The following is a 25072-nucleotide window of genomic DNA, read 5'->3' as shown; positions in this document are numbered from 1 at the left end:
CCGTTTGTTCGACATGCGTGTACGACATCGATGTCATTCGTCCGTCGAAAGATCCGGAATGCCGACTCTCGACTCGACGACGCCCTCAATCGAGCCTGAAGAACCCCACGGTGGTATGCAGCTCGCGGCCTTGCTCGCTCAGGGATGCGGAGGCGGCCGCGATCTGCTCGACCAGCGCGGCGTTTTGTTGCGTCGATTGATCCATGAGCGAGACGGCCTGATTCACCTCGTCGATCGAATGGCTCTGTTCGCGGGCCGATGCGGAAATCTCGGTCGTGATCGTCGCGACATTCGCTATCGCGTCGGTCAGTTCCGAGATCGTCCGGCCGGCGAGGTTGACCTGCTCGGCTCCCGTTCTCACGTTGTTCACCGACGATTCCAGCAGGTCCTTGATCTCCTTCGCGGCGCTCGTCGATCGCTGTGCCAGATTGCGCACTTCCGACGCGACGACGGCAAATCCGCGGCCGCTTTCGCCCGCACGCGCGGATTCAACCGCCGCGTTCAACGCCAGGATATTGGTCTGGAAAGCGATGCTTTCGATCATGGCGACGATGCCGACGATCCGCCCCGATTGCTCGACCGCGACATCCATCGTCCGCGCGGCGCTCGACACGGCTTCATTGCCGCGGCGGGCGGTCTGGACCGCGTTCGTTGCGACTTCGTTGACGTTTTTCGCCTGCTCGGCCGTACCACGCACGGTGTTCGCGAGTTCCTCCATCGTTGCGGCGGTCTGTTGAATCGAGGCGGCCTGTTGTTCCGTGCGCGCCGACAGGTCGCCGTTGCCGGCGGACACTTCGTTGGCGGCGAGTTCGAAGTGGCGGCTGCTTGCCATCACTTTGACGAGCACGCCATGCAGTTTCTCGACGAAAGCGTTGAACTGGGTCGCGAGGTGTCCCACCTCGTCCTTGCTGACGAGCGGCAGGCGACGCGTCATGTCGCCATCGCCCGATGCAATCTCGTACATCGAGCCCGCCAGCGTGCGCAAGGGCGACGTCATCCGGCGTCCGAGCGCAATCGTTACGGCGAGTGCTCCCGCGAGCACCAGCAGACCGACGCCGATCAGCATCGCGGTGAGCCGATTGGCGGCCGCCATCATTTCAGCGCTTGGAATCAGCGCGAAATACTTCCATCCGTTTCGGGGCGAGGTATAGACGTACGCGCGATACGACGTGCCGTTCATGTCGATCGTCGCGAGACCATCGCTCGCGGTGGCGAGTTGGCGGTAACCTTCGCCGAGCGCCTTCATGTCCTTGAACTCGTGCGATTTGTCTCGAGGGTCGACGAGGATTTTGCCGTTGTTGTCCACGACGATCAGGTAGCCTGTCTCGCCGAAACGGATGGCGTTCGTGAGCTTGGCGAAGCCGTCGAGCGTAATGTCGCCCTCGAGCGCGCCGATGACTTCTCCTTGCGGATTCTTCACGACGCGCGCGAACGAAATGATTGCACCGCCCGAGGCCGCCGCATTGAGATAGGGCGCCGGTCTGACGACGCGATCGGGTGCGGTCATCGCAAGCTGATACCACGGTCTCACGCGTGGGTCGTAGTGTGCCCCGTTGAAGCTTTCGACCGGCCACTGTACATAGCCGCCCCATTTCGTCCCGATATCGAGGTAGCGCATATTGGGGTGGCTGTCGCCGAAGGCCTTCAGCAACGCGTAGATCGATCGTTCGACGGGGCCGTTGGACTCGGGCGTCATCGTATCGCTGTGCGTCATGTAATCGACTATGGTGTTATCGGCGGACTGCAATTGAACCGTGTTCACCAGGTACGTCAGATTTTGCTCGACTTCGCGGAAAAGCCCGTCCAGCGATTCATCGGCTTGCTTGATTCGCGCACTGCTCGATTGCTCGAAAGCATCGATTGCCTGATGGCGAACGTTCAGCGCGCCTACCGTGGTCAATAACGCTACCGTTACCGCCAACGCAAAGCCGGAGGCAACGCTGATCTTGAACGCGATCGAATGTGTGAACTTCACCTTGTCCCCTTTTGATGTTTGAATGATTCGATCTCATCCCATCGGATGCGATCGAGACCGTACATGGCCGTCTATCCAGGATGTCGGCACATCGGTCGAATAATTAAGCGGGACGGATAGCGGGAGGGAGAGGCGGCGCAGCGCCTCTCCGTGATGGAGTTCAGAACGAGTGCCGCATGCCGATTCGCACGTCGGCTTGCGTCGTCGTCGTGGAGGGTGTGAAGCTATAGCCGATCACGGAATCCACGCCGCTCGATGCTTTCAGCCAATCGCCGGAGATGTAGACATCGGTCCGCTTCGAGAGCAAGTAGTGCAGACCTGCCGACACCTGATTCCAGTGGTGGCCTTCGAACGACGTGTATTGATAACCGCCCACCGCGCTGAATGCCGGAGTGACCTGCCAGCTCGCACCGCCTTCACCCACGTGCATGTGAGATGTCGTGCCGACTCCCTTGATCTGCGTGTAGCTGTAGTTGCCCATCAGCGTGACGTTGCCGATCAGATAGCTCGCGCCGATGCCGAACGTGCCCTGTTTCTCCACGGGGAACGAGCTGCTCGAAAAAAGGTCCGTGATGGCGCCGGTTGCGGGATCGACGCTGACGGTCGGTCGTCCCAGGAACGTATGCGTGCCGATCATCGCATAAGGATCGAACGCATAGATGCCGTGCGGATTGTTGAGCTGCGTATAGGCGGTGCCGATCGTGAAGGGGCCGTTCGCATAATGCGCGCCGACGCTCCATGCACTGTCCTGATGAAAGTTGCCGGCCACGTTGCCAAACGAATACATGCCGCCGAACTTGAAGCCGCTGAATTCGTTCGAGAGAAATTTGACCGAATTCGGCAAACGATCGATATTGAAACGATCGAAGTCGCCTTGGTGGATCGCATAGCCGCTGGCCCACGCCGAGACGTTGTAAAGCGCCACCATTTCGCCTGTCATATCGAGCTGATTGCCGAGGGAAACGGTGCCCCAACTGTTCTGCAGTCCTACATAAGCCTGGCGGCCGAATTCGGCGCCGCCGAATCCCAGCTGGCCGTTGCCGACGTGGAAGCCGCTTTCGAGTACGAAGACGGCCGAAAGCCCGCCGCCAAGATCTTCCTGGCCTTTGATGCCCCAGCGATTACCATAGGAGATACCGTCATCGAACTTGACGACATGTGAGCCGCCCGTATTGTTGACCCAGGTGATGCCGGCATCGATGATGCCGTAGAGCGTGACGCTGCTTTGCGCATAGCTTGCAGCGGGCAGGCATGCGATCGCGAGCGCGGCGCCCGTGAACGCCGCTGCATTCAGTCGTTTTTTCATCGCTTCTGTCTCTGGAGGTTGGGAAGATGCGGCAGCAAGTCGTCGCGAGTCAGGCAAGTAGTGCAAAGGCGACGATTACCGCAACTTACAAGTCCATATTCCAGGTCACGTGAATAAAGGCGACATGAAATGGTCTCATTGCGACCTGGCGCGGGCGATGTTTGTGCGAGCGGGAGGGTGGTGTGATCTCCGTGACCTTATGCCGTGCCCGCGGCTTCGCAGCGATGATCGAGCAGGACTTCGGCGGAGCCTGTTCCGCCTTCCGCATCGGTGGCGCTGTTCACGATCAGCCACCCGTCGCGCTGCGCCCACGGGCCGGCTCCCGTGACGAGAATCGTTTGCATCGCCATCGCGCCCGGTCGATCGCGCTCGACGATGTCGAAGGGATCGACGGTGAGCGCGGGCCCGTCGATGTGCATCACTCGATAACGCAAGCCATCGATCGTGTCCCATGTCCAGCGCTCGGCAACGTCGTATCGATGCTTGGCGAGCGCGGCGCTCGCCGAGGCGCTCATGCAGTCGATGTGGATGTGCAACTGGTTTTGCGAACGGCGATACGTGGAGTTGATCTCGAGTCCCAGTTGATCGTCGGCGAGCGCGTGCCGATGTGCTTTTACGAGCGAAGCTTGCACGTAACTGCGCGCCTGCCATGCGTCGGCCCAGTAGTTGGGGGCATCCGGTGCCAACAGGGCGGGGCTCTCGATGCCTGAAACGCGCTCGGTCGGGATCAGCAGGTGTTGGGCAATGCCGCTGCGATCCTTGAGGATGGCGAAATGCTGATCGAGATCGACAGCGGCGCACAGGCCGGTGCGGCCGCTCGAACGCGCGGCGGCAGTGCAATCGAAGTGAACGATCTGCCATAGCGCATTCGGATCCGTTGCGGCGAGCGTCGCGCAGCCGGCTGCCAGCACCGATGCGCAAAGTGTGGCGGCGAGGCGCGGCCTGAACCTCATGCGCCCGATGCGGCTCCCGTGAGGCATCGCACGACCCGGGGGGGCGCGATGGCGCGGCTTGTCTGACATGGCTTGCGTAATGTCTTCCTGGAACAGGAACTTGCCAAAAAACGGGGCCATTTTGGCATGAAACGACGCGGAACCGCGTCGGGATCGGCGGCTTTCCGGCCCGTGTCGCATTTTCGCAAGCGTGCGTCGGAATTCGTCGGCTAGCCGGGGATTTTTCTGGCAACTATGTATGCAGACTGTGCAGGCACGCGCCTGCCGCAAGGAGACGGAGAAAATGAGTTCACCGAAGGTGGTCGTCGAAGGGCTCTGCAAGGTGTTCGGCAGCAACCCGAAGCAAGCGATCGACATGCTGGCTCAGGGCGCGACGAAAGACGAGATCTTTGCGCGCACAGGGCAGGTGGTCGGCGTGCACGACGTGTCGTTCGAGGTTCCGGAGGGCGAGATCTTCGTCCTGATGGGGCTCTCGGGTTCCGGGAAATCCACGCTGATTCGCCTGATCAATCGGCTTGTCGATCCGACGGCGGGCAAGGTGCTCGTCGACGGACGCGACATCGCGGCCGTGAAGCGCTCGGAGCTGACGGCACTGCGCCGGCGCGACATGAGCATGGTGTTCCAGTCGTTCGCGCTGATGCCGCAGCGCACCGTGCTCGCCAACGCGGCCTTCGGCCTCGAAGTCGCCGGCGAAAAGCGCAAGGTGCGCGAGGCGCGCGCGATGGCGGTGCTCGAACAGGTGGGGCTCGCGCCGTTTGCGCATAAGCTGCCCTCCGAGCTTTCGGGGGGGATGCAGCAACGGGTCGGGCTCGCACGCGCGCTCGCCGTCAATCCTTCGCTGATGATCATGGACGAGGCGTTTTCGGCGCTCGATCCGCTCAAGCGCAAGGAAATGCAGAACGTCCTGCTGCAGCTGCAAAAGGACCAGCGGCGCACGATCCTGTTCGTTTCGCACGATCTCGAGGAAGCGCTCAGGATCGGCAATCGGATTGCGATCATGGAAGGCGGCCGCCTCGTACAGCTCGGCACGCCGCAGGAAATCATCAGCAATCCGGCGGATGAGTATGTGCGCGCGTTTTTCGATGGCGTCGATACGAGTCGCTACCTGACCGCGGGCGATCTCATGCAGACAGACGCCGTGCCGCTCGTGCGGCACCTCGATGCGGCGGGCGTCGCGGCCTCTCTGAATGGCAGCGCCGACTACGCGTTCGTGCTCGACGGCGAGCGCAAGTTCCGTGGGTTCGTCACGCGCGATGCGCTCGGCCAGGCTTCCTCCGATGTCGGGCAGGTCGAATGCATCTCACGCGCGGCGACGCTCGATCAGGTCGTCTCGCGCGTCGTCGCGCATGCGCGCGCGCTGCCTGTCGTGGACGACGACGGCTGCTACTGCGGCTCGGTCGATCGCGCCGTCGTTCTTCAAGCTCTCACGCGTATGCGAGGTTCCCATGTCTGAACTCATTCCGCTCGGAAGTTGGGTGGACCACTCGGTCCACTATCTGCTCGATCACGACAGCAACACATTCGATGCGATCGGCCGGGCGATCGAATCGCTGGCGGCGCTCGTCGAGCATGGGCTGCAGGCCATACCGATGTGGGCGCTGATGGCGATTTTCATTGGCGTCGGGCTGTGGCGCGTGGGCTGGCGCTTTGCGCTGTTCACGACGTTATCGCTGTTGCTCATCTACGCCACAGGGTTCTGGGATCAGACCGTGGTTACGCTCGGTCTGACGCTTTCGTCGACGATCATCAGCCTCGTCATCGGGATTCCGCTCGGCATCTGGACCGCCAAGAGCAAGCATGTGGCGCTCGTCGTGCGGCCGATCCTCGACCTCATGCAGACGATGCCGGCGTTCGTCTACCTGATTCCCGCGGCCATGCTGTTTGGCCTGGGACGCGTACCGGGGATTCTATCGACGGTCATCTTTGCGATGCCGCCCGCCGTGCGTCTGACGAGCCTCGGTATCCGGCACGTCAATCGCGAGATCGTCGAGGCGGGGCAGGCGTTCGGCTGCACGCCGTGGCAACTGCTCTACAAGGTGCAGTTTCCGAATGCGTTGCCATCGATCATGCAAGGCGTCAATCAGACGATCATGATGGCGCTCTCGATGGTGATCATCGCTTCGATGGTGGGTGCGGGCGGACTCGGCAACGATGTGCTGGCGAGTATTCAGCGGCTCGATATCGGGCTCGGGTTCGAAAGCGGTTTGTCGGTCGTGCTGCTTGCGATCGTTCTCGACCGTATCACGGAGAGCTTCGGACGCATGCCCGGCGTCGTGCAGACGCAGCGCTTCAAGGGGCTTCGCAATGTAATGCGCGTGCGCTCGGCACAGCAGCCGGCCGCTCAAAGCTGACGCGAGGCACATATGGCGTCGGCCGTCCTTGCAGCGGGCGAAGCGGCGAAGACCAGGACCGAACATTTCGGCTTCCTGACTTTGCCGAACTTCTCGATGATTGCGTTTACGAGCGCCGTCGAGGTGCTCAGGATGACGAACTACGTCAGCCGGGCCGACCACTACCGGTGGTCGGTGATTTCGCCGGACGGTGTTCCGGTGCCCGCCAGCAACGGCGTCACCGTGACGCCGACATGCACGCTCGAAACGGCGGGCGTGCCCGATGTACTGATTGTTTGCGGCGGCACGCAGATTCGCGAGGGGGTGGATCTGCGCGTGCGCAGCCTGCTTGCTTATCTCGCTTCGCGCGATGTGCCGCTCGGCGCGCTGTGCACCGGCGCTTACGCTCTGATGAGCGCGGGGCTGCTCGACGATTACCGGTGCACCGTGCACTGGGAGGATATGTCCTCCCTGCATCGCGAGTTCCCACGCGTGAGGTTCACCGACGAGCTGTTCGTCATCGATCGCGATCGCCTCACCTGCACCGGCGGTACGGCGCCGCTCGATCTGATGCTCCACCTCGTGGGGCGGCGGCACGGGCAGAACCTGGCTGCGCAGGTGTCGGCGCAGTTCATCCTGGAGCGCATCCGCAGCGCTTCGGACCATCAGCCGATTCCGGTCGATGCGCGCATCGGTTTTTCGCGGGCGGAGCTCGTCGAAGTCGTGCGGCTCATGGAGGCGAACATCGAAGAGCCGCTTTCCCTCGATGAACTGTCACGGCTCGTCAGGCTCTCGCAGCGCCATCTGCAGCGCATGTTCAAGCTCTATCTCGACGTGTCGCCGACTCACTACTATTTGTCGCTTCGCCTTCGCCGTGCTCGCGAGCTGCTGCGCACGACCGATGCGTCGATTGCGCATGTCACGTCGATATGCGGTTTCCAGTCTCCGTGCCACTTCAGCAAGGCTTATCGCTCGCAGTTCGGGTATGCGCCGAGCCGCGAGCGCCGGCGTGAGCATTAACGAAGCGGGTTTGTTTTGAATCGATTGGTAGTCCGTACGATGCTTTGCCTTGTCCGGCGAAGTGTCGATCCTGTAATCAGCAAAAAACAAGGCAGGGAACTGAGGATGATCGCGATGAAGCAGGTGTGGATGAAAGCCGGTTATGTAGTGGCCGCCGCGGCGCTATCGACGTCCGCTTATGCGACGGACCCGGCGGCGTGCCGCAACGTGCGTTTTGCGGATGTGGGGTGGACCGACATTGCGGCAACGACGGGCTTGGCCTCGACAGTTTTCGAGGGGCTCGGCTACCACCCGATGAAGACGATCGCTTCGGTGCCGATCACCTTTACCGGCATCAAAAGCAAGCAGATCGACGTGTTTCTCGGCTACTGGTCGCCCACGATGGATCCCATCGTCGCGCCGTTCGTCAAGGCTGGGCAGATCAAGGTGCTGGCGAGCCCCAATCTGACCGGTGCGAAATATACGCTTGCCGTCCCGGAATACGTCTATAACGGCGGTCTCAAGACGTTTGCCGATATTCAAAAGTATGCCGACAAGCTCGATGGCAAGATATACGGCATCGAGCCGGGCAACGACGGCAATGCCCTCATCGAAAAGATGATCAAGGGTAATCAGTATGGGCTCGGCAAATTCAAGCTCGTCGAATCGAGCGAGGCTGGCATGCTCGTCGAGGTGAACAAGGCGGTCCGCCATAAGCAGTGGATCGTTTTTCTCGGTTGGGAGCCTCACCCGATGAACGTGCAGATGAAGATCGACTATCTGAGCGGCGGCGACGATGTGTTCGGGCCGAACTACGGCGAGGCGAAGGTTTTCACCGCCACGCCGCCCGACTATGCGGCGCGTTGTCCCAACGCGGCGAAGCTCGTATCGAATCTGAAGTTCACGACGGATGTCGAAAACCACGTGATGGTGCCGATCATGAACAAGGAAGATCCGACGAAGGCCGCGACAGCTTGGTTGAAGCAGAACCCGAAGGTGCTCGATCAATGGCTCTCGGGCGTGACGACGTTCGACGGGAAGGATGGGCTCGCTGCGGTGAAGTCTTACATCGCCTCGCATTGATGCCCGATCGGGGCGATATCGGGTGCCGTGGCCGACACCAGCGTCAAGGCGGGTCAGTCACGGCGGGTGCGAAACGCTCGACAATTCCGGCTGGCCGGTCAATCGTCATCGTCGGGCAAAGGCTCACCGTCGATCAGCGCGAATTCTTCCTGCTTCGACAGCCCCGCTTGCCGCTCACGATAGGTCACGGGCGGCACGCCGAATTGCTTGCGGAACTCGCGCCCCAGATGCGACGCATCGGAGAACCCGCAGCTCGATGCAATATCGGCGACCGTTCGGTCGGAACTCGTCAGCAGCCATGCGGCCGTGCGTAGCCGCACATGCTTGGCGAACGTCTGAGGGCTCTTACCTGTTTCAGCCTTGAAGAGTCGTTCGAGCTGACGCGGCGACAAATCGAGCTTGCACGCCAGCTCCTCGAGCGGCAGGGTGCGCCCGACGTGCTGCTCCATCAACAAGATCGCACGCTTGACCTTCGGATGCGTCGCGGGCGCGAGCCCCGGCGGATGGGGTTGCGGCGCATTGCCCTTCTGCATTTCTCCGACGAGCAAGATCCGTAACGCCTTCTGCACCGTCGCATGATCGAAGTGACGCAGCAGAATGGCCGCGGCGACGTCGATCGATGCGCGGCCGCCCGAGCACGTCACGCGCCGGCGATCGATGACGAACAGCCTGTCGGCTACGAGCAGGTTCGTATCGGCGGACGGAAACCGCTCGATGAAATCCCAGTAGTGAAACCAGCTGACGCATGTACGGTAGCCATCCAGCACGCCCGCGCGCATCAGCGCGAAGACGCCGGTGCAGATGCCGACGACCGTCGCGCCGCGGTTCGCCGCGCGTCGAATGAACTCGAGCGTGTCGTCGTCGGCGTGCGGTCCCGAATGCAGCAGCCCACCGACGACGACGACGTAGTCGAACGGTTCGGACTCCTCATAGGTTTCCCACGGCGTCACCTGGATACCGCAGCTCGCGCGCACCGGCGCAAGCGTTCTGCCGACGACGCTCCAGGCGCAGCGCACGGGCTTGCTGAAATCGCTGTCGTCGGCGGACAGGCGCAGCATGTCGACGAAGCCCGAGAATGCCGTCAGCGTGAAATTCGGCAGCAGGACGATGCCGAAACGGATGCGTTCCTTCGGTATGGCGGAGGTAATCGGCGGTGACGGTTCGACTGCGTTCATGTTGCCAATGCAAAAAGACGATGCGGCGGCGCCAGCCGCCTGGAAGGGCATCGCGCGACGCGTGGCGCCGGGTGCCCATTTGTGGTTTTCCGCCGCAAATTATCACTTACGCGCATAACGGGGGCCCGCGCGGGTAGGTTTGGCGACGGTATCCCACAGCGATGCCGCTTTTGTTCTATCGGCGAATTCTACGCTTTGGTGTACTGGCGTCCATCGGTAATCGTACGCTGCAACGGCATCACGCCAGAGGATGCGGCGCCGCACCATCTCACGAGACGTCAATTCGTCAATCGAGGCCGTCCCCATGAACGTCAGTGTTTTCGATCTCTTCAAGATCGGTATCGGGCCTTCGAGCTCCCATACGGTCGGTCCCATGATCGCCGCGTGCCGGTTCGTCTCGCATGTCGAGGATGCGAATCTGCTCGGCTTCGTGCGCCGCGTGAAGGTCGAACTCTACGGCTCGCTCGGCGCGACAGGCAAGGGCCACGGTACGGACAAGGCCGTACTGCTCGGGCTCGAGGGTCATCTGCCCGATGCGATCGACCCCGATCTGATCGAGCCCCGGCTCGCTCATATCCGGCGCGAAAAATCGCTGCAACTGCTGGGTCAGACGCCCATCCGCTTCGATGAAAAGGAAGACATCGCGTTTTATCGCCGGCTCATGACCGGTACGAACGTCGTCCATTCGAACGGCATGCGTTTTCAGGCGTTCGACGAGCTCGGTCAGTTGCTCGTCGAAAAAGAGTATTACTCGGTTGGCGGCGGCTTCGTGGTCAATCGCGACGGCGACCGCGTCAACGGTGTCAGCAGCGGTGCATCCGTGCCCTATCCGTTTCGCACGGGGGCCGATTTGCTGCGCGCATGCAGCGAAAACGGGCTTTCGATTGCGCAAGTGGCAATGAAAAACGAGTGTGCTTCGCGCGATGCGGCTCAGGTGCGCGAAGGGCTGCTCGCGATCTGGCGCACGATGGCCGCGTGCGTCGAGCGCGGTTGCCGCACCGAGGGGGAGCTGCCCGGACCGATGCGCGTCAAGCGTCGCGCTGCCGAGCTTTCGAAGCACCTGCGGGCGCGCTCGGAGGAATGCCTGCGCGACCCGCTTTCGATGCTCGACTGGGTCAATCTCTACGCGATGGCCGTGAACGAAGAAAACGCGGCGGGCGGGCGCGTCGTCACGGCACCGACCAACGGTGCGGCAGGCGTGATCCCGGCCGTGTTGCACTACTACGTCAAGTTCGTGCCCGGCGCGAACGAGGACGGCATTGTCGATTTTCTGCTGACGGCCGCGGCCATCGGCATCATCTACAAGGAAACGGCTTCGATCTCCGGCGCGGAAGTCGGCTGTCAGGGCGAAGTCGGCGTCGCTTGCTCGATGGCGGCCGCCGCGCTCGCCGCCGTCATGGGCGGCACGCCGCGTCAGGTCGAGAATGCCGCCGAAATCGGCATGGAGCACAACCTCGGGATGACCTGCGATCCGGTGGGCGGTCTCGTGCAGATTCCCTGCATCGAGCGCAACGCCATGGGCGCCATCAAGGCGCTGAACGCATCGCGCATGGCGCTCAAGGGAGACGGAGACCATTACGTGTCGCTCGACTCGGTCATCAAGACGATGCGCGAAACGGGCGCGGACATGAAGACGAAGTACAAGGAGACGTCGCGCGGCGGGCTGGCCGTCAACGTCATCGAATGTTAAGAACACCGCAAGGACGACCGCTATGAGCCGCTTTTCCCTATTCAGTCTGGTGCGCAACGGATTGTCGTATCACGAGAACTGGGAGCGCCAATGGCGCAGTCCCGAGCCGAAGCGCGAATACGACGTGGTGATCGTCGGCGGCGGCGGTCATGGTCTCGCCACCGCCTATTACCTCGCGAAGGAGCACGGCGTGCGTAATGTCGCCGTGCTCGAGAAGGGATGGCTCGGCGGCGGCAACACCGCGCGCAATACCACGATCATTCGTTCGAACTACCTGTGGGACGAGTCGGCTGCGCTCTACGAAAAGGCGATGAAGCTCTGGGAGGGCCTCTCGCAGGACCTCAACTACAACGTCATGTTCAGTCAGCGCGGCGTCATGAACCTCGCGCATACGCTTCAGGACGTGCGCGACACGCAACGGCGCGTCGATGCCAACCGGCTCAACGGCGTCGATGCCGAATATCTGACGCCCGAGCAAATCAAGGAAATCGAGCCGACGATCAATCTGAACGCCCGCTACCCGGTGCTCGGCGCATCGTTTCAGCGGCGCGGCGGCGTCGCGCGTCACGATGCGGTGGCCTGGGGTTTCGCGCGCGGCGCGGATTCGCATGGCGTCGACATCATTCAGAACTGCCAGGCGACGGGTATTCGACGCGATGGCGGTGCCGTCGTCGGCGTCGAAACGGTAAAGGGCTTCATCAAAGCGAAGAAGGTCGCGGTAGTGGCCGCCGGCAATACGACGACGCTCGCCGATATGGCCGGTATCCGTCTGCCGATCGAAAGCCACCCGTTGCAGGCGCTCGTTTCAGAGCCGATCAAGCCGGTCGTCAATACGGTGGTCATGTCCAACGCCGTACACGCCTACATCAGCCAGTCCGACAAAGGCGACCTCGTCATCGGCGCCGGCATCGATCAATACAGCGGTTTCGGCCAACGTGGCAGCTTCCATGTGATCGAAGGCACGTTGCAAGCCATCGTCGAGATGTTCCCCGTGTTTTCGCGCGTGCGGATGAATCGGCAGTGGGGCGGCATCGTCGATGTGTCGCCCGATGCCTGCCCGATCATCAGCAAGACCGACGTCAAAGGGCTCTATTTCAATTGCGGATGGGGAACGGGCGGGTTCAAGGCGACGCCAGGTTCGGGATGGGTGTTTGCGCACACGATCGCCAACGATGCGCCGCATCCGATCAACGCGCCGTTTTCGCTCGACCGGTTCTACACCGGCCATCTGATCGACGAGCACGGCGCTGCCGCCGTGGCCCACTGAACGCACTGGAGAGAGACCAACCATGTTGATGATCGAATGCCCCTGGTGCGGCCCGCGTGCCGAATCCGAATTCTCCTGCGGCGGCGAGGCCGACATCGTGCGTCCGCTCGAGCCCGAGAAATTGTCCGACCGCGAGTGGGGAGACTACCTCTTCATGCGGCACAACACGCGCGGCGTGCATCGCGAGCAATGGCTTCATGCGCAAGGCTGCCGGCGGTGGTTCAAGGCAACGCGCGATACGGTGACGTACGCGATTCAGGGATATGAAACGTTCGACGGGGCCACCCCCGAGCGGGCGGAGCACAACGGCAAACAACAGGGCACGCAATCATGAGCAGCCAGAAAGACCGACTCGGCGCCGGGGGGCGGATCAATCGCGCCATTCCGTTGACGTTCACGTTCAACGGCCGTACCTACCAGGGCTATCAGGGCGATACGCTCGCATCGGCGCTGCTCGCCAATGGCGTGCATTTCGTTGCGCGAAGCTGGAAGTACCATCGCCCGCGCGGCATCGTGACGGCGGGCGTGGAAGAGCCGAATGCCATCGTGCAGCTCGAACGCGGCGCCTATACCGTGCCGAATGCCCGCGCGACCGAAATCGAGCTGTACCAGGGACTCGTCGCGCGCAGCGTGAATGCGGAGCCTTCGATCGAGGACGACCGCATGGCGATCAATCAGAAGATCGCGCGCTTCATTCCCGCGGGCTTCTATTACAAGACGTTCATGTGGCCGCGCAAATGGTGGCCGAAGTACGAAGAAAAGATTCGCGAGGCCGCGGGTCTCGGAAAGGCGCCCGACACGCCCGACGCGGACCGCTACGACAAGTGCTTTGCGCACTGCGACGTGCTCGTCGTCGGCGGCGGTCCGTCGGGCTTGGCCGCGGCGCATGCGGCTGGGCTGGCCGGTGCGCGCGTCATTCTCGTCGACGACCAGCGCGAACTCGGCGGCAGCCTGCTGTCTTGTCGCGCGCAAATCGACGGCCGACCCGGGCTGCAATGGGCCGAGAAGATCGAGTCGGCGCTCGCGCAGATGCCCGACGTGAAAATTCTCACACGCAGTACCGCGTTCGGCTATCAGGACCACAACCTCGTGACGGTCGTGCAGCATCTGACCGATCATCTGCCGGTTTCGTTGCGCAAAGGCACGCGCGAGCTCGTCTGGAAGATTCGCGCCAAGCGCGTCATTCTCGCGACAGGTGCGCACGAGCGTCCGCTCGTATTCGGCAACAACGATTTGCCGGGCATCATGCTCGCATCGGCCGTGTCCACTTATGTGCATCGATATGGCGTGCTCCCCGGGCGCGAGGCCGTCGTCTTCACGAACAACGATGACGGATATCAGTGCGCGCTCGATTTGAAAGCGAGCGGTGCGAAGGTCACGGTTGTCGATCCGCGGGCATCGAGCGACGGTGCACTGCCCGCCGCCGCGCGGCGTCATGGCATCGCCGTGAAAAGCGGCGCCGTCGTTACCGTGGCGAACGGCAAGCGCCGCGTGTCGTCAGTCGAAATCGCCACGTTCGACAGGGGCGTCGTCGGCTCGCGGCAAGAGACGCTCTCTTGCGACCTCGTTGCGATGTCGGGCGGCTGGAGCCCCGTGCTGCATCTTTTCGCGCAGTCGGGCGGTAAGGCGCATTGGAACGACGAGAAGTCCTGCTTCGTGCCGGGCAAGGCTGTCCAGCCCGAAGTGAGCGTCGGTGCCGCATCGGGCGAATTCAGTCTTGCGCGCGGCGTGCGTCTGGCGCTCGATGCCGGTCTCGAAGCCGCGCAATCGCTGGGATTCAAGGCTGTGCGTCCGCCTGCTCCGCAAGTGGCTGATATCAAAGAGGCGCCGCTGATGCCGCTGTGGCTCGTCGGCTCTCACGAGCGCGCTGCACGTGGGCCCAAGCAGTTCGTCGATTTCCAGAACGACGTGTCGGCGGCCGACATTCTGCTGGCCGCACGCGAAGGCTTCGAATCGGTCGAACACGTGAAGCGTTATACGGCGATGGGGTTCGGCACCGATCAAGGCAAGCTCGGCAACATCAACGGCATGGCGATTCTCGCGAGCGCGCTCGGCAAGACGATTCCCGAGACGGGCACGACGACGTTCCGCCCCAACTACACGCCCGTGACGTTCGGTGCGATCGCCGGCCGGGAGATCGGGGATTTCATCGATCCCATCCGTAAGACCTGCATTCACGAATGGCACGTGGAGAACGGTGCGGCGTTCGAGGATGTCGGCAACTGGAAGCGGCCTTGGTATTACCCGAAAGCGGGCGAAGATCTGCACGCTGCCGTTGCGCGCGAATGTCTCGCGGTGCGAACGGGCGTCGGCATTCTCGATGCGTCCACGCTTGGCAAGATCGATATCCAGGGCCCCGATGCGGCGAAGCTGCTGAACTGGGTGTATACGAATCCGTGGTCGAAGCTCGAAGTGGGCAAATGCCGCTACGGCCTCATGCTCGATGAAAACGGCATGGTGTTCGACGATGGCGTGACCGTTCGTCTGGGCGATCAGCACTACATGATGACGACGACGACGGGCGGCGCCGCGCGGGTATTGACCTGGCTCGAGCGATGGCTGCAGACCGAATGGCCCGACATGAAGGTGCGGCTGGCTTCGGTCACGGACCACTGGGCCACGTTTGCCGTCGTGGGGCCGAAGAGCCGCAAGGTGCTGCAAAAGGTTTGCCGCGATGTGGATTTCGCAAACGATGCGTTCCCGTTCATGAGCTACCGCGATGGCACGGTGGCCGATGTGAAGGCGCGCATCATGCGAATCAGCTTCTCCGGCGAGCTTGCCTACGAAGTCAACGTGCCGGCCAATGCGGGGCGCGCGGTCTGGGAAGCGCTGATGGAGGCCGGTGCGGAGTTCGGCATTACGCCGTACGGCACGGAAACGATGCACGTACTGCGTGCGGAGAAGGGCTACATCATCGTCGGGCAGGACACTGACGGGTCGATCACTCCGTTCGATCTGGGTATGGGCGGTCTTGTTGCGAAGACGAAAGACTGTCTGGGCAAGCGGTCGCTGACCCGGTCCGACACCGCGAAGGAAGGGCGCAAGCAACTCGTGGGACTGTTGACCGACGATCCTGCCTGCGTGTTGCCCGAAGGCGGGCAGATTCTGGCCCCGGGTATGAGGACGCCGCCGGCGAATACCGTTGCAGCAGAGCCGGTGCCGATGCTGGGGCACGTCACGTCCAGCTATTACAGCCCGATTCTGAAGCGCTCGATTGCGCTGGCGGTCGTGAAGGGCGGGTTGGGCAAGATGGGGCAAAAAGTGACGATCGATTTGAACGGGCGCACCGTCGACGCGACGATATCGAGCCCCGTGTTCTATGACACCGAAGGAGTGCGTCAGCATGTGGAATGAGACGAAAGGCAATGCGGCGACGCTCGGCGGCCAGGGACGGCTCGAATCTCCGCTCGTCGGCGTGCAGGAGCTTCTTGCGGCGAGTCAGGTCAAGCAATCGAATGTATTTCGACTGCGCGAGCGGCCGTTTCTGGAGCTCGTGAACGTCCGTGGCGATGCACGCGATCCGGCGTTCATGAATGCCGTGCAAAGCGTGCTTGGCGCGGGCTTGCCTGTGAAGCCGAATACGGTTGCGCAGGCGAGCGAGTGCGACATCCTTTGGTTGGGTCCGGACGAATGGCTCGTTCGCTCGATCGAGCCGCGGGTGGGTCAGCTCGAAGCGAAGCTCGGTGCCGCGTTTCAGGGGCTGTTTGCTGCGGCTGTCGATGTGGGGAGCGGCTACACGGTATTGGAAGCGAGTGGAACGCATGTACGCGACGTGCTGGCGCGCGGCTGTCCGCTCGATCTTCATCCGCGTGTATTGGCGCGGGGGCAATGTGCGCAGAGCCATTATTTCAAGGCTTCGGTAGTGCTCGTGCCGCTGGGTAGCGACAGCTATGAGATCGTGGTGCGCCGCAGTTTTGCCGACTACTTCTGCCGCATCATGCTCGATGCCGCGGCGCCGTTGTTGATTTGAGGCGGGCGATCGGCTCTGGGTGGTGGGCGGCCAGGGCCGATCGAAGAAGAGCGAAGTTTCATGTTTCGCCGATCGAAGTTTTCAAGTCGATTCTTACCCCGGCCAATTGCTGTCAGTGTGCCGGCTCAGCGGGCGCATGCTTGACGTGCAGCTTGCCACTTTTCTTACGTGCCTGCCAAAGATCATAGGCGGTCTGTCCGGCCAGCCAGACGTCGGCGCGGCCCCCTCGTTCGACGCCAAGCCACGCTTCGATGCGCAACGCCATTTCAGGGGAGATCGCGGCGTGCTCATTGAGCACGCGCGAAAGCGCGGAACGCGTGACACCGAGTTGCTGCGCGGCCTGGGTTACGGTCAGGCCGAGTGCTGGCAATATATCTTCGCGTAGCGTGGCGCCAAGATGCGGCGGATTGAAGATACGGCTCATAACGCAATTCCTAGTCGTAGTCCTGATAATCGATTATCACGGCATTCGGCGCCTCGCGAGGGGCATTCCGCCGTCAAAAGCCTCTTCAGTATGTGCGTCGGGCCACTACTTCGAGGCCTTGGGTCACGTCCGTGCCGACGGCGGATGATATGCACGATAGCGCCACGATGTATGTGGCGTTTCGAGTCACTTGTCCGTCAACGCTTGACAGGGGCATTGCCGTTGTCGCGTAAGGGCAATGGTCGGTCTTGGTTCAGTAGTTGGGGCCGGTCTACGCATGCTCTAATTGACGGTCAACGCACAGCAATGCCGATAGGCACGCCTAGGCAGAGTCGAATCGTCGAATTGCCAGCGCGATTTTTTCGACATCACCGTCCGAAAGATGGTGATGACATGGAATCGTTAGGATCTCGCGTGCCAATCGCTCGGTGGTAGGAAGTACGACGGATGGCTGAGTCGATCTCCATGCTTTTTGGTAGTGAACGGGTGTTGGATAGTGGACTGATGTGTGAATGCCATGCTTGGAGAGATACTCTTGAAGTTTCTCGCGCTGCCCTGATTTCACGACGTAGTGATAGTAAGAACTCCCGCGTTTTCCTTTTGCTAGATCGATTCCTGTTGCGGTCTCTACAAGCCTTTCATCGTAGAAGGCAGCGATTTCCCTTCTGCGGTGCAGCCATTGATCAAGGCGTTGAGCTTTGACATTCAGCGCAGCGGCCTGCAACGAGTCAAGGCGTGAGTTAATTCCAAACATGACGGATTCGTTGCGAGTCGCTAAGCCGTGATTTCGAGCATTTCTTGCATAGGCCGCGAGTTTTGCGCTGGTCGTGACGAGAACGCCGCCGTCTCCCAATCCGCCGAGTGTTTTCAATGGGTGTAGTGAGAACGCCGCCGCATCGCTAGAAGTCCCAACTTGACGACCTCTGATCGTAGTCCCGATCGCTTGGGCACAATCTTCGATCACGGCTATGCCGTCGCGGGCGCGGCACAGCGTCAAGATGGAGTCGATGTCTGCCGGCCGTCCCCGGAGATGAACCGGTATAACCGCCCTTGTGCGGTCATTTAGAAGCGGTGCAATCGTATCAACGTTAACGAGTTCGTCTTCCCCGACATCGGCAAGTACAGGCTGCGCGCCGATGGCAACTATCGCTCCGACGGTTGCCACGAACGTATTCGAGCAGGTGATGACCTCGTCGCCAGGCCCTATTCCTAGGCCGCGCAGCGCGAGAATCAGAGCGTCGGTACCGGAGTTCATTGATACGGCAAAGGCCCCGCCGCACCGATTCGACATCCACGTTTCGAACTGAGATACTTCACTGCCGAGCACGAATTCTCCTTCCGTGAGGACATGGCGCCATCGCTCGAAGATGAGTCCAGACAGATCTCGCGCTTGTTCTTCGACGTTGTTGCATTGGATCATTTGGCCTTTCCTCGCCTTTTTCGACTAGTCGTAAGCAGACCAATCGTGACGGTTCCGATTGTACTAATGACGGCAGCGATTATCAGTGCATGTGAATAACCAACTGCTTCACCGACGAGGCCGCCACCGAGATAGATGAACGGGTGCGCTCCGCTGGTAATGAGCGTGTCGACCGCTACGACTTTACCGAGATCTTTCTCAGGAGAAAGCGTTTGCATCGCGGTTGCCCAGCCAGTGAGCCATGATGCCTCGACGAACCCGACAAACGTTGCTCCCAAGACAGCCATCCAGGCGAAGCCACCCATTCCCAGCAAGGCCATGGCGCTCCCAAGAAAGAGGCCGCACCCCAGCGTCAGCAACGGCAGGTGTCGATGGCCCGAAGCGAGTACGGTGACTATAGATCCAATACACGCGCCGAGGCCTGAGGCGGCGAGACAAACGCCCCACATCGCATCGCTAAAGCGTTCGGTCACCGCATATGGAGCTACGACCAGAAAGACTGGGAAGCACAGGACATTCACGACCACGGTAGCGGCGAAACCGAGTAGCAGCTCGGGGTTGCGCGTGACGACTGCTACTCCGTTCAGTGCTTCGCGAATTGAAAATTCATCCTCGGATTGAAGTTTGGTCTCGTTAGGTAGCAACGCGGTGAAAATGGCCGCTGCGAAGAAGGTGATGCCGTCGATCAGCACTCCCCATACTGGGTCCCACAAAATGATCAGGATTCCTAGGGTGGCAGGAAAGATCACCGCGACGAAATTGTCGATAAAGTTGATTGCTCCGTTACCTGCAACCAAGGCCTGCTTCGGTAGCAGGTTTACGAGGAGAACCTGGGTGCATGGGCGGGAGACGCCGATGCCAATACCGAATGCAAGATAGGCTAGCACTAAGCTCCACGATGGGCAGCCAGATGCTATAAGCGCGACGACCATAAGTTGCGCCGTGCCTCTCGCAATGTCTGTGGCTATAAGGACCCGCTTTGGGGACCTTCTGTCTGCCAGCATGCCTCCAGCGACAGCACCGATGACCGTGCCGATTCCAACCGCAGCTAGGATAAAACCTAAAGTCTCGCCGCCGAAGCCAGCGCGAATTATGGCAATGGGCAGAGCTGCCAAACAGATTGCGTCGCCTGCCATGGACAGTCCTTGACCGATCAACAACTTCCGAAATGACTGGAAATGTAGCGCGTCGCGATAGATTGAGACGCGTTTGGCTAGTGAAGTCATTCCGGCTCACCGCAAATGTAGACTCGGCCATCGGAGTGACGTTTGACAGGGAATTTGTCGCCCTCGGAGTCAATGCAAATTACGTCATTTGCGGGAACCGTGATCCTAATCTGTTGCCCTCGAAAATGGAGGGCGAACCGGTATGAATTCCAGTGTCCCGGCAACTGTGGCCGGAAAAAGAGCCGGTTCCCATCGACACGAAGTCCGGCAAGCCCCTCAACGAGCCCCTGCCATGCACCTGCGTACGCGGAAAGGTGCAGACCATTGCTGTAGTCCGTGACCGGCATGAAGTCCAGGTTATAGCGGCTCGCGCGCGTTATGAATAAGGCGCACGCCTCAGTTGCGCCGATGTCTGCGGCGACTACCGCATGAGGACCATGGCTAAGCGACGATTCGTGGACCGTACGGGGTTCATAGAACTTGAATGCCGCTTGCTTGACCTCATGCGAAAAATCGTCGGGGAAGAGCGACATGAGTAGGATAATATCCGCCTGCTTTACAAGCTTGGTATCGAAGTTCTCTAATTTTTCAGACGATTCTTTCTCCCTTTCGTTCAAAAATCTTGGCCCACTCATCTTCGCAAGTCTAAGGCCTGTTTCGGGTAGCATCGCGTATCCATCAAATTCCTCCGGAATCAACACGCCGTCAACGTTCATCCATGGTAGGTATACATCCTTGATGATTGCCCTCCAGTGCGCAATCTCACTTATTGTCGCGTCGCGAATAAACCCCTGATCGACTAGTGAAAGGGTAAATTCGAGGCACCATTTTAGGAGATAGTTCGTGAAGAAGCTGTTGTCAACGTGGTAGTGATATTCGTCCGGGCCCATTATGCGCTTCGTGACGTAGGCTTGCTTATCGTTTGACCAAGTAAATACGGAGGCAGAAAATCTGGCGCATTCGATGGCGATTCTGCTGCCTCTAAAATTCATATACGCGTCATCACCTGTTGCCATCCAGTACCTATTTAGGGCGTAGCAGACATCCGCAGAGATGTGTAGAACTTCCTCGACGCTCCATTCTCTTTTCAATGCTCGATGCGGATATGACAGGATATAGTGGGGCCCGTTTTCCGATCCGCGGTCGTTTGATGCCTCGGGATAGCGGGCCCCGGAAAAGCCTGTTGACATAGCGAATTCGATCGCTTTCTCAATATGATTATAACGATAATCTATCATCGATCGGGCTACGCGCGGGTCGTTCCAGATCCAAAATATGCATTTATGAAGCTCAGTATCGAAAAATGTGGATCCTGAATGATAGGTGCTGGTTAGTCCTCGTGCTGGAGAAATAAATCCGTGTGGGTGATAGTGCGAGTCGATGCCATGTTGCAATAATTGAAAAATGCAATATTTCATCCCTATTTCAACTGGATCGCCATTTGCACTGATTGAAACGTTATGGTTACCCCATAAATTTTTCCATCGGGCTAGATGCTCGCTTTCGATCGTTGAGAAGTTGGGTGCCATTGCTGGCATGCCTAACCCCGATTGGGCGAATCTCGAACGCACTTGCCACTGCGCGACTAATCGATGATGGCGCTCGGTAGAGAAGTCGAAGGTCGTAGAAATGGTGCAGCCGCAGTCCGAATGCTGCCATGCCTTGACAACGCTGGTGGACGTCGGTAACCGTTGAATGTTGACGTCATAGCACAATCGATGTTCTTCTGTAACGAGAAGAGCGCTGAAACCGTCACGGCCGCATTCGCACCGCTCGACGTCATAATGGCGAGCCGTTAGCTGTGAGAAGGTGCCGAGATATTCATTGACCGCCGATGTATCGATCCCATAGTCCAGTCGCAGTCGACGCGGTTCGCTAACCTCGCTATTTGTCTGTTGCAGCTCTATGACCATCGAGACTTCCGGGCGGCCGGGTACATTTACAAACTGCCGCACGATCAATTCGAACGCTTGCTGACCAACATGCAAGTACTCCGTGCTCGTAACGGATGCGCTATCGAGACGGAGCGTGACTTTGCCCGTTACTCCTGCTTGAGGACGCGCGGACTCTCCGGTCTCGACGTCGTAGATCCGGAGAATTCGCGGCGCGGGCAGCGACACAATTTCGCGCGACACTCCCACACCGGCTGCATATACCCCATTTGCTAGCAGTTGTACTCGCTGAGCTCGCTCGGTTGCGCCCGGAACGTGTGGACGTACGCCGATGAGAGCATTGGCCAACGTCGTCACACATGAAACAAATGCACATGATGCCGGACGCAGGTCCGTCACTTGTTCGCTTTTTTTACCGCAAGAAACGATTAGCATGGGCAACTCACGGACGAAGCGAAAGACCAGTCAGCAGATTGGATGTTTAAGAGGTTGTGGTAGCGAGGATCCGTCAGAATGTTCCTACTGTCGTTGAACCATCCTGATTGCCATTGCTCACATATTTCCAGAACTGCGTCGCGGATGGTATGGACAAACTGGAAGTCAAGCTCTCGCCGCACAAGGCTCGAATCGAGTCTATAAGACCGAACGTCATCGGAGGCTGCCGTTGCGATCGGTATGTTCGCATTGTAGTAGCTATCGACAATGCCTTTGACCTGCATCGCGATATCGGCCACTGAGTGATTCTCCTGACCAACGTTGACCGCTCGTCCGCAGAGACTACCCAGCGATTCCCGTTGGACAAGTAGTGTGTATATCCTGCAAAGATCGTTGATGTGAACGTTGGGCCGGTACTGTTGACCGCCAAAGACCGTAATTTTTCCGTTTGCGAGTGCGTTGGCTGTGAGGATGTTAACGGTCAAGTCTAAACGCTGCCTTGGCGACCAGCCGCAAACGGTTGCGGCCCGAACTGCGACTGTTTCGAAAGACGGGCCCGTTATGTCGAAAAGAATTTTTTCTCCTTCCGCTTTGTATCGGTTGTAGTCAGTGATAGGCAAACACGGTTGATTCTCATCGACAATGGGTTCGTTATTGATGCCATAGACGCTGGCTGAGGACGCATAAATGAAGCGTTGGCAACCCAGGCGTTTTGCGGTTTTTACTAGATACGGAAGGCAATCGAAGTTTATTGATCGACTCAGCGCCGGATCCGTATTAAAGCTGGGGTCGTTTGCTACCGCGGCAAGATGTATGACGGCGTTGATTCCACTCAGGGCGCGCTCAACGATCGCTTGATCGCGGATATCTCCTCGGACCAACTCCAAGCGAGTGTCACCGAGGAATCGGTTAAGTCCGTTCGGGAAGAACTGGGCGTCCAGGACCCTTACGCGATAGCCGCTCGCCAGTAGTTTAGGCACTAGCCGCGCGCCAACATATCCGGTGCCGCCTGTTACAAGGATGCATGCATGCTCTGTCATTTTAAACCCCCTACAGTGACGTTGATCGGCACAGGAATGCAGTCCAGTGACGGAAGAATGCGTGCACCCGAATGAGTGGGGGGCGGCTGGAATGGACTTCTGCGAATCTGATACGCGCTCAGGCCGATGGCACAAGCGGCATCAACTGCATGTGGCGCATCGTCGACAAGCGTTACCGCGGCCGCTGCACTTTCGCCGGCAAGTTGCAGAAACAGCTCCCCTCGCGTCTGGCCTTCCTGTTGCTGCACCACCGACTGTTGTGGGCAAAGCGATTTCCCGGATCTACGCAACGCAGTTGTGAACAGTCGAGCTGCGTTCTCGGAAGCGGTGTAAAAACGGACTCGCAGCTGCGATGTCTCTAGTCGGTGCAGCAGTCGGAGTGCATCATCGAAGAGTCGAGTGTCTTCAGACAGCCGCAAGAACTCGGCTTGCTTGGACTCTGCCAATACCCAGCTATCTTGTGGGCGGCGCGTATCTACGCGACGACAGTTTCTCTTCAACTCTATGAGCCGAGACGCGCCTTCCAGACGGGGCCTTCCAGCGATGTAAGCGACGTATTCTGCGTAGCTAAGATCATCGACACCGAACTGACGTGCGGCGTAGTCCCAAGCTTGATAGTGGGGAGTGTCGATCAATGTGCCGTCGAGATCGAGCAATAGGAGTGTTTGATCTCTATCTTCCATTGATTACTCTCCTTTGGACATGATCGCCCGTGCGATCCGAGATGTTGAATCCATCACCGCGTCGTCGGTAAAAATCAGGCGTCCACCTGCGCTTTCGACGAGCACACGCTCCGCGCGAACTCTCGGGTCACTACCCGAGCGGTAGTCGGCCCCTTTGAAAAACATATCCGGTTGGATAGCGGAAATAATCAGCTCGGCTGTTGCGGAGCGGTTCACGATTACATGATCACAGTATCGAATGGATGCAACAATTTCTGCTCGAATGCGCTCTGAAAATATCGGGCGATCGGGGCCCTTATCGATGAACTCGTCAGCTGTGATCGACACTAGAAGTCGATCTACAAGCGAACTGGCTTGGCGCAGATGATGTATGTGCCCAAAGTGAACGATATCGAAACAGCCGTGACAAAGTCCTACGGTGAGGCCGCTGGCTCGGTAGGCCATGGCCAATGGCCTTAGTTCGTTAGCTCCATTCAAGACAATCATTGGCGTCGATCCATAGGAGTGAGGCGTTTTGCCATTATGTTTAGATGCTCGAGCTCTCCCCAATAGTCTGGTAGCTGCCCTACTATCTGAAATCCATTGCGGAGATGAAAAGTAAATGCGGCGCGCTCGTTGTCTATGTTGCCAATATCCAAGCAGAGGTAGGTTTTTTTGCGAATTGATGCAAATTCTTCGACCTTTTCATAAAGCAGCGAGGCAATCTTTCTTCGGCGGTGGTTGCGGTCAACAACTAACCAGTCTGCCCATAGGGCTTGTTTTGACGGTAGCGGCCCTGGACCACACCCCATCGTGCCGACAACCATGCTTCGATAGATCGCGACAAATCTAACTTCTTCGTCATGTGGGGCGTCCAGTTCGCGGGTGAATTGTTCGCGCGCTGCACGTGCAAGATCGTCAGGTGAACCGATCTGCGAGATCAGTTCCAGTGCTGCTGCTATATCAGAATTTATGAAGCGGCGCACGATAACGCTTTGATAGTCGTCAATTGGCATGATAATCAAGCTTCTTGAGTGCGGTATCCAGCCAGTCACATGCATCGTCAATCATTTGAGGGGTATGTGCCGACGATAATGTGATTGGCTCAGGGCAATACGCGAGAGGCATCAAGAATCCATACAGGCCATATTCCGTTGATAGAGCACGAAACAATTTTCGAGCGAAGTTGACAGGATAAATTTGCTCGATGTCCTTCATCGAGCGAGGCCGGTCTACGGTTCCGATGTGAACTCCAATTCGGCCGCCGTAACCGTCTATATGGCAC

At 59.4% G+C, this 25072-nt stretch carries 20 protein-coding genes and 1 pseudogene; 9 read left to right on the top strand and 12 right to left on the bottom strand.

Annotated features, from left to right (window positions below; genetic code table 11):
- Positions 1 to 85: 85 nt before the first annotated feature.
- From GWC77_RS03850 to GWC77_RS03840, 3 genes are all read right to left on the bottom strand, one after another.
- Entirely contained in the window at positions 86 to 1975 is a 1890-nt protein-coding gene (locus GWC77_RS03850; protein ID WP_173255544.1) for a methyl-accepting chemotaxis protein, read from the bottom strand.
- A gap of 160 nt (positions 1976 to 2135) precedes the next feature.
- Positions 2136 to 3281: a porin gene (locus tag GWC77_RS03845; protein WP_173255543.1), complete on the bottom strand. Its 1146-nt coding sequence runs from the start codon at positions 3279 to 3281 to the stop codon at positions 2136 to 2138.
- Positions 3282 to 3478: 197 nt separating this feature from the next.
- Positions 3479 to 4234 (bottom strand): CDP-diacylglycerol diphosphatase, encoded by a 756-nt coding sequence (locus GWC77_RS03840; RefSeq protein WP_173255542.1) that lies wholly within the window; start codon positions 4232 to 4234, stop codon positions 3479 to 3481.
- A 172-nt stretch (positions 4235 to 4406) separates the two neighbouring features.
- Here GWC77_RS03840 and GWC77_RS03835 point away from each other — a divergent pair.
- The 4 genes and pseudogenes from GWC77_RS03835 to GWC77_RS03820 all read left to right on the top strand — a co-directional run.
- Positions 4407 to 5687 (top strand): annotated as a pseudogene (locus GWC77_RS03835) (glycine betaine/L-proline ABC transporter ATP-binding protein); the annotation flags it as partial.
- Positions 5680 to 6585, top strand: a complete 906-nt coding sequence (choW, locus tag GWC77_RS03830; protein ID WP_173255540.1) for a choline ABC transporter permease subunit — start codon at positions 5680 to 5682, stop codon at positions 6583 to 6585. The pseudogene GWC77_RS03835 and the gene choW, both read left to right, overlap by 8 nt.
- A 12-nt stretch (positions 6586 to 6597) precedes the next feature.
- Positions 6598 to 7584 carry a GlxA family transcriptional regulator gene (locus GWC77_RS03825; protein WP_173255539.1) on the top strand — a complete coding sequence of 329 codons (987 nt, stop codon included), beginning with the start codon at positions 6598 to 6600 and terminating at the stop codon, positions 7582 to 7584.
- A 114-nt stretch (positions 7585 to 7698) separates the two neighbouring features.
- A complete protein-coding gene (locus GWC77_RS03820) occupies positions 7699 to 8646 on the top strand; it encodes a choline ABC transporter substrate-binding protein (RefSeq protein WP_173255603.1) in 948 nt (315 codons plus the stop codon).
- 98 nt (positions 8647 to 8744) lie between these two features.
- On the opposite strand, the gene GWC77_RS03815 is transcribed toward GWC77_RS03820, so the two are convergent.
- On the bottom strand, positions 8745 to 9821 hold the full coding sequence (locus GWC77_RS03815; RefSeq protein ID WP_173255538.1) for a GlxA family transcriptional regulator: 1077 nt from the start codon (positions 9819 to 9821) through the stop codon (positions 8745 to 8747).
- A gap of 304 nt (positions 9822 to 10125) precedes the next feature.
- Between GWC77_RS03815 and GWC77_RS03810 the strand changes: the two genes are divergently transcribed.
- From GWC77_RS03810 to GWC77_RS03790, 5 genes are read left to right on the top strand one after another with little or no spacing between them, the layout of a single operon-like run.
- Positions 10126 to 11511: an L-serine ammonia-lyase gene (locus GWC77_RS03810; RefSeq protein ID WP_173255537.1), complete on the top strand. Its 1386-nt coding sequence runs from the start codon at positions 10126 to 10128 to the stop codon at positions 11509 to 11511.
- A 22-nt stretch (positions 11512 to 11533) separates the two neighbouring features.
- Positions 11534 to 12778, top strand: coding sequence for a sarcosine oxidase subunit beta family protein (locus tag GWC77_RS03805; RefSeq protein WP_173255536.1), 1245 nt, complete (start codon positions 11534 to 11536; stop codon positions 12776 to 12778).
- Positions 12779 to 12800: 22 nt separating this feature from the next.
- Positions 12801 to 13112, top strand: a complete 312-nt coding sequence (locus GWC77_RS03800) for a sarcosine oxidase subunit delta (RefSeq protein ID WP_173255535.1) — start codon at positions 12801 to 12803, stop codon at positions 13110 to 13112.
- Positions 13109 to 16132 (top strand): sarcosine oxidase subunit alpha family protein, encoded by a 3024-nt coding sequence (locus tag GWC77_RS03795; RefSeq protein ID WP_173255534.1) that lies wholly within the window; start codon positions 13109 to 13111, stop codon positions 16130 to 16132. Before GWC77_RS03800 ends, GWC77_RS03795 begins: the two co-directional genes overlap by 4 nt.
- Positions 16122 to 16748, top strand: coding sequence for a sarcosine oxidase subunit gamma (locus GWC77_RS03790; protein WP_173255533.1), 627 nt, complete (start codon positions 16122 to 16124; stop codon positions 16746 to 16748). Before GWC77_RS03795 ends, GWC77_RS03790 begins: the two co-directional genes overlap by 11 nt.
- Positions 16749 to 16860: 112 nt before the next feature.
- Here the strand turns inward: GWC77_RS03790 and GWC77_RS03785 are convergent, their stop codons facing one another.
- From GWC77_RS03785 to GWC77_RS03750, 8 genes are all read right to left on the bottom strand, one after another.
- Complete coding sequence (locus GWC77_RS03785) at positions 16861 to 17172, bottom strand: HigA family addiction module antitoxin (RefSeq protein ID WP_173255532.1); 312 nt, start codon at positions 17170 to 17172, stop codon at positions 16861 to 16863.
- Positions 17173 to 17494: 322 nt separating this feature from the next.
- Entirely contained in the window at positions 17495 to 18592 is a 1098-nt protein-coding gene (locus GWC77_RS03780; protein ID WP_173255531.1) for a DegT/DnrJ/EryC1/StrS aminotransferase family protein, read from the bottom strand.
- A complete protein-coding gene (locus GWC77_RS03775) occupies positions 18589 to 19818 on the bottom strand; it encodes an MFS transporter (RefSeq protein ID WP_173255530.1) in 1230 nt (409 codons plus the stop codon). The genes GWC77_RS03780 and GWC77_RS03775 overlap by 4 nt, the downstream gene beginning before the upstream one ends.
- Positions 19815 to 22085 (bottom strand): glycosyl hydrolase family 65 protein, encoded by a 2271-nt coding sequence (locus tag GWC77_RS29490; protein ID WP_254366790.1) that lies wholly within the window; start codon positions 22083 to 22085, stop codon positions 19815 to 19817. Before GWC77_RS29490 ends, GWC77_RS03775 begins: the two co-directional genes overlap by 4 nt.
- Positions 22079 to 23125, bottom strand: a complete 1047-nt coding sequence (locus tag GWC77_RS03765) for an NAD(P)-dependent oxidoreductase (protein WP_173255529.1) — start codon at positions 23123 to 23125, stop codon at positions 22079 to 22081. The genes GWC77_RS29490 and GWC77_RS03765 overlap by 7 nt, the downstream gene beginning before the upstream one ends.
- Positions 23122 to 23808 carry a hypothetical protein gene (locus GWC77_RS03760; RefSeq protein WP_173255528.1) on the bottom strand — a complete coding sequence of 229 codons (687 nt, stop codon included), beginning with the start codon at positions 23806 to 23808 and terminating at the stop codon, positions 23122 to 23124. The genes GWC77_RS03765 and GWC77_RS03760 overlap by 4 nt, the downstream gene beginning before the upstream one ends.
- Positions 23809 to 23811: 3 nt before the next feature.
- Positions 23812 to 24294 carry an adenylyltransferase/cytidyltransferase family protein gene (locus GWC77_RS03755; protein ID WP_173255527.1) on the bottom strand — a complete coding sequence of 161 codons (483 nt, stop codon included), beginning with the start codon at positions 24292 to 24294 and terminating at the stop codon, positions 23812 to 23814.
- Entirely contained in the window at positions 24291 to 24803 is a 513-nt protein-coding gene (locus tag GWC77_RS03750) for a GNAT family N-acetyltransferase (protein ID WP_173255526.1), read from the bottom strand. Before GWC77_RS03750 ends, GWC77_RS03755 begins: the two co-directional genes overlap by 4 nt.
- Positions 24804 to 25072 lie beyond the last annotated feature (269 nt).

This window comes from Paraburkholderia sp. NMBU_R16, from assembly GCF_013282575.1.
GTDB lineage: Bacteria > Pseudomonadota > Gammaproteobacteria > Burkholderiales > Burkholderiaceae > Trinickia.
This window is presented reverse-complemented; position numbering and strand designations above follow the sequence as displayed.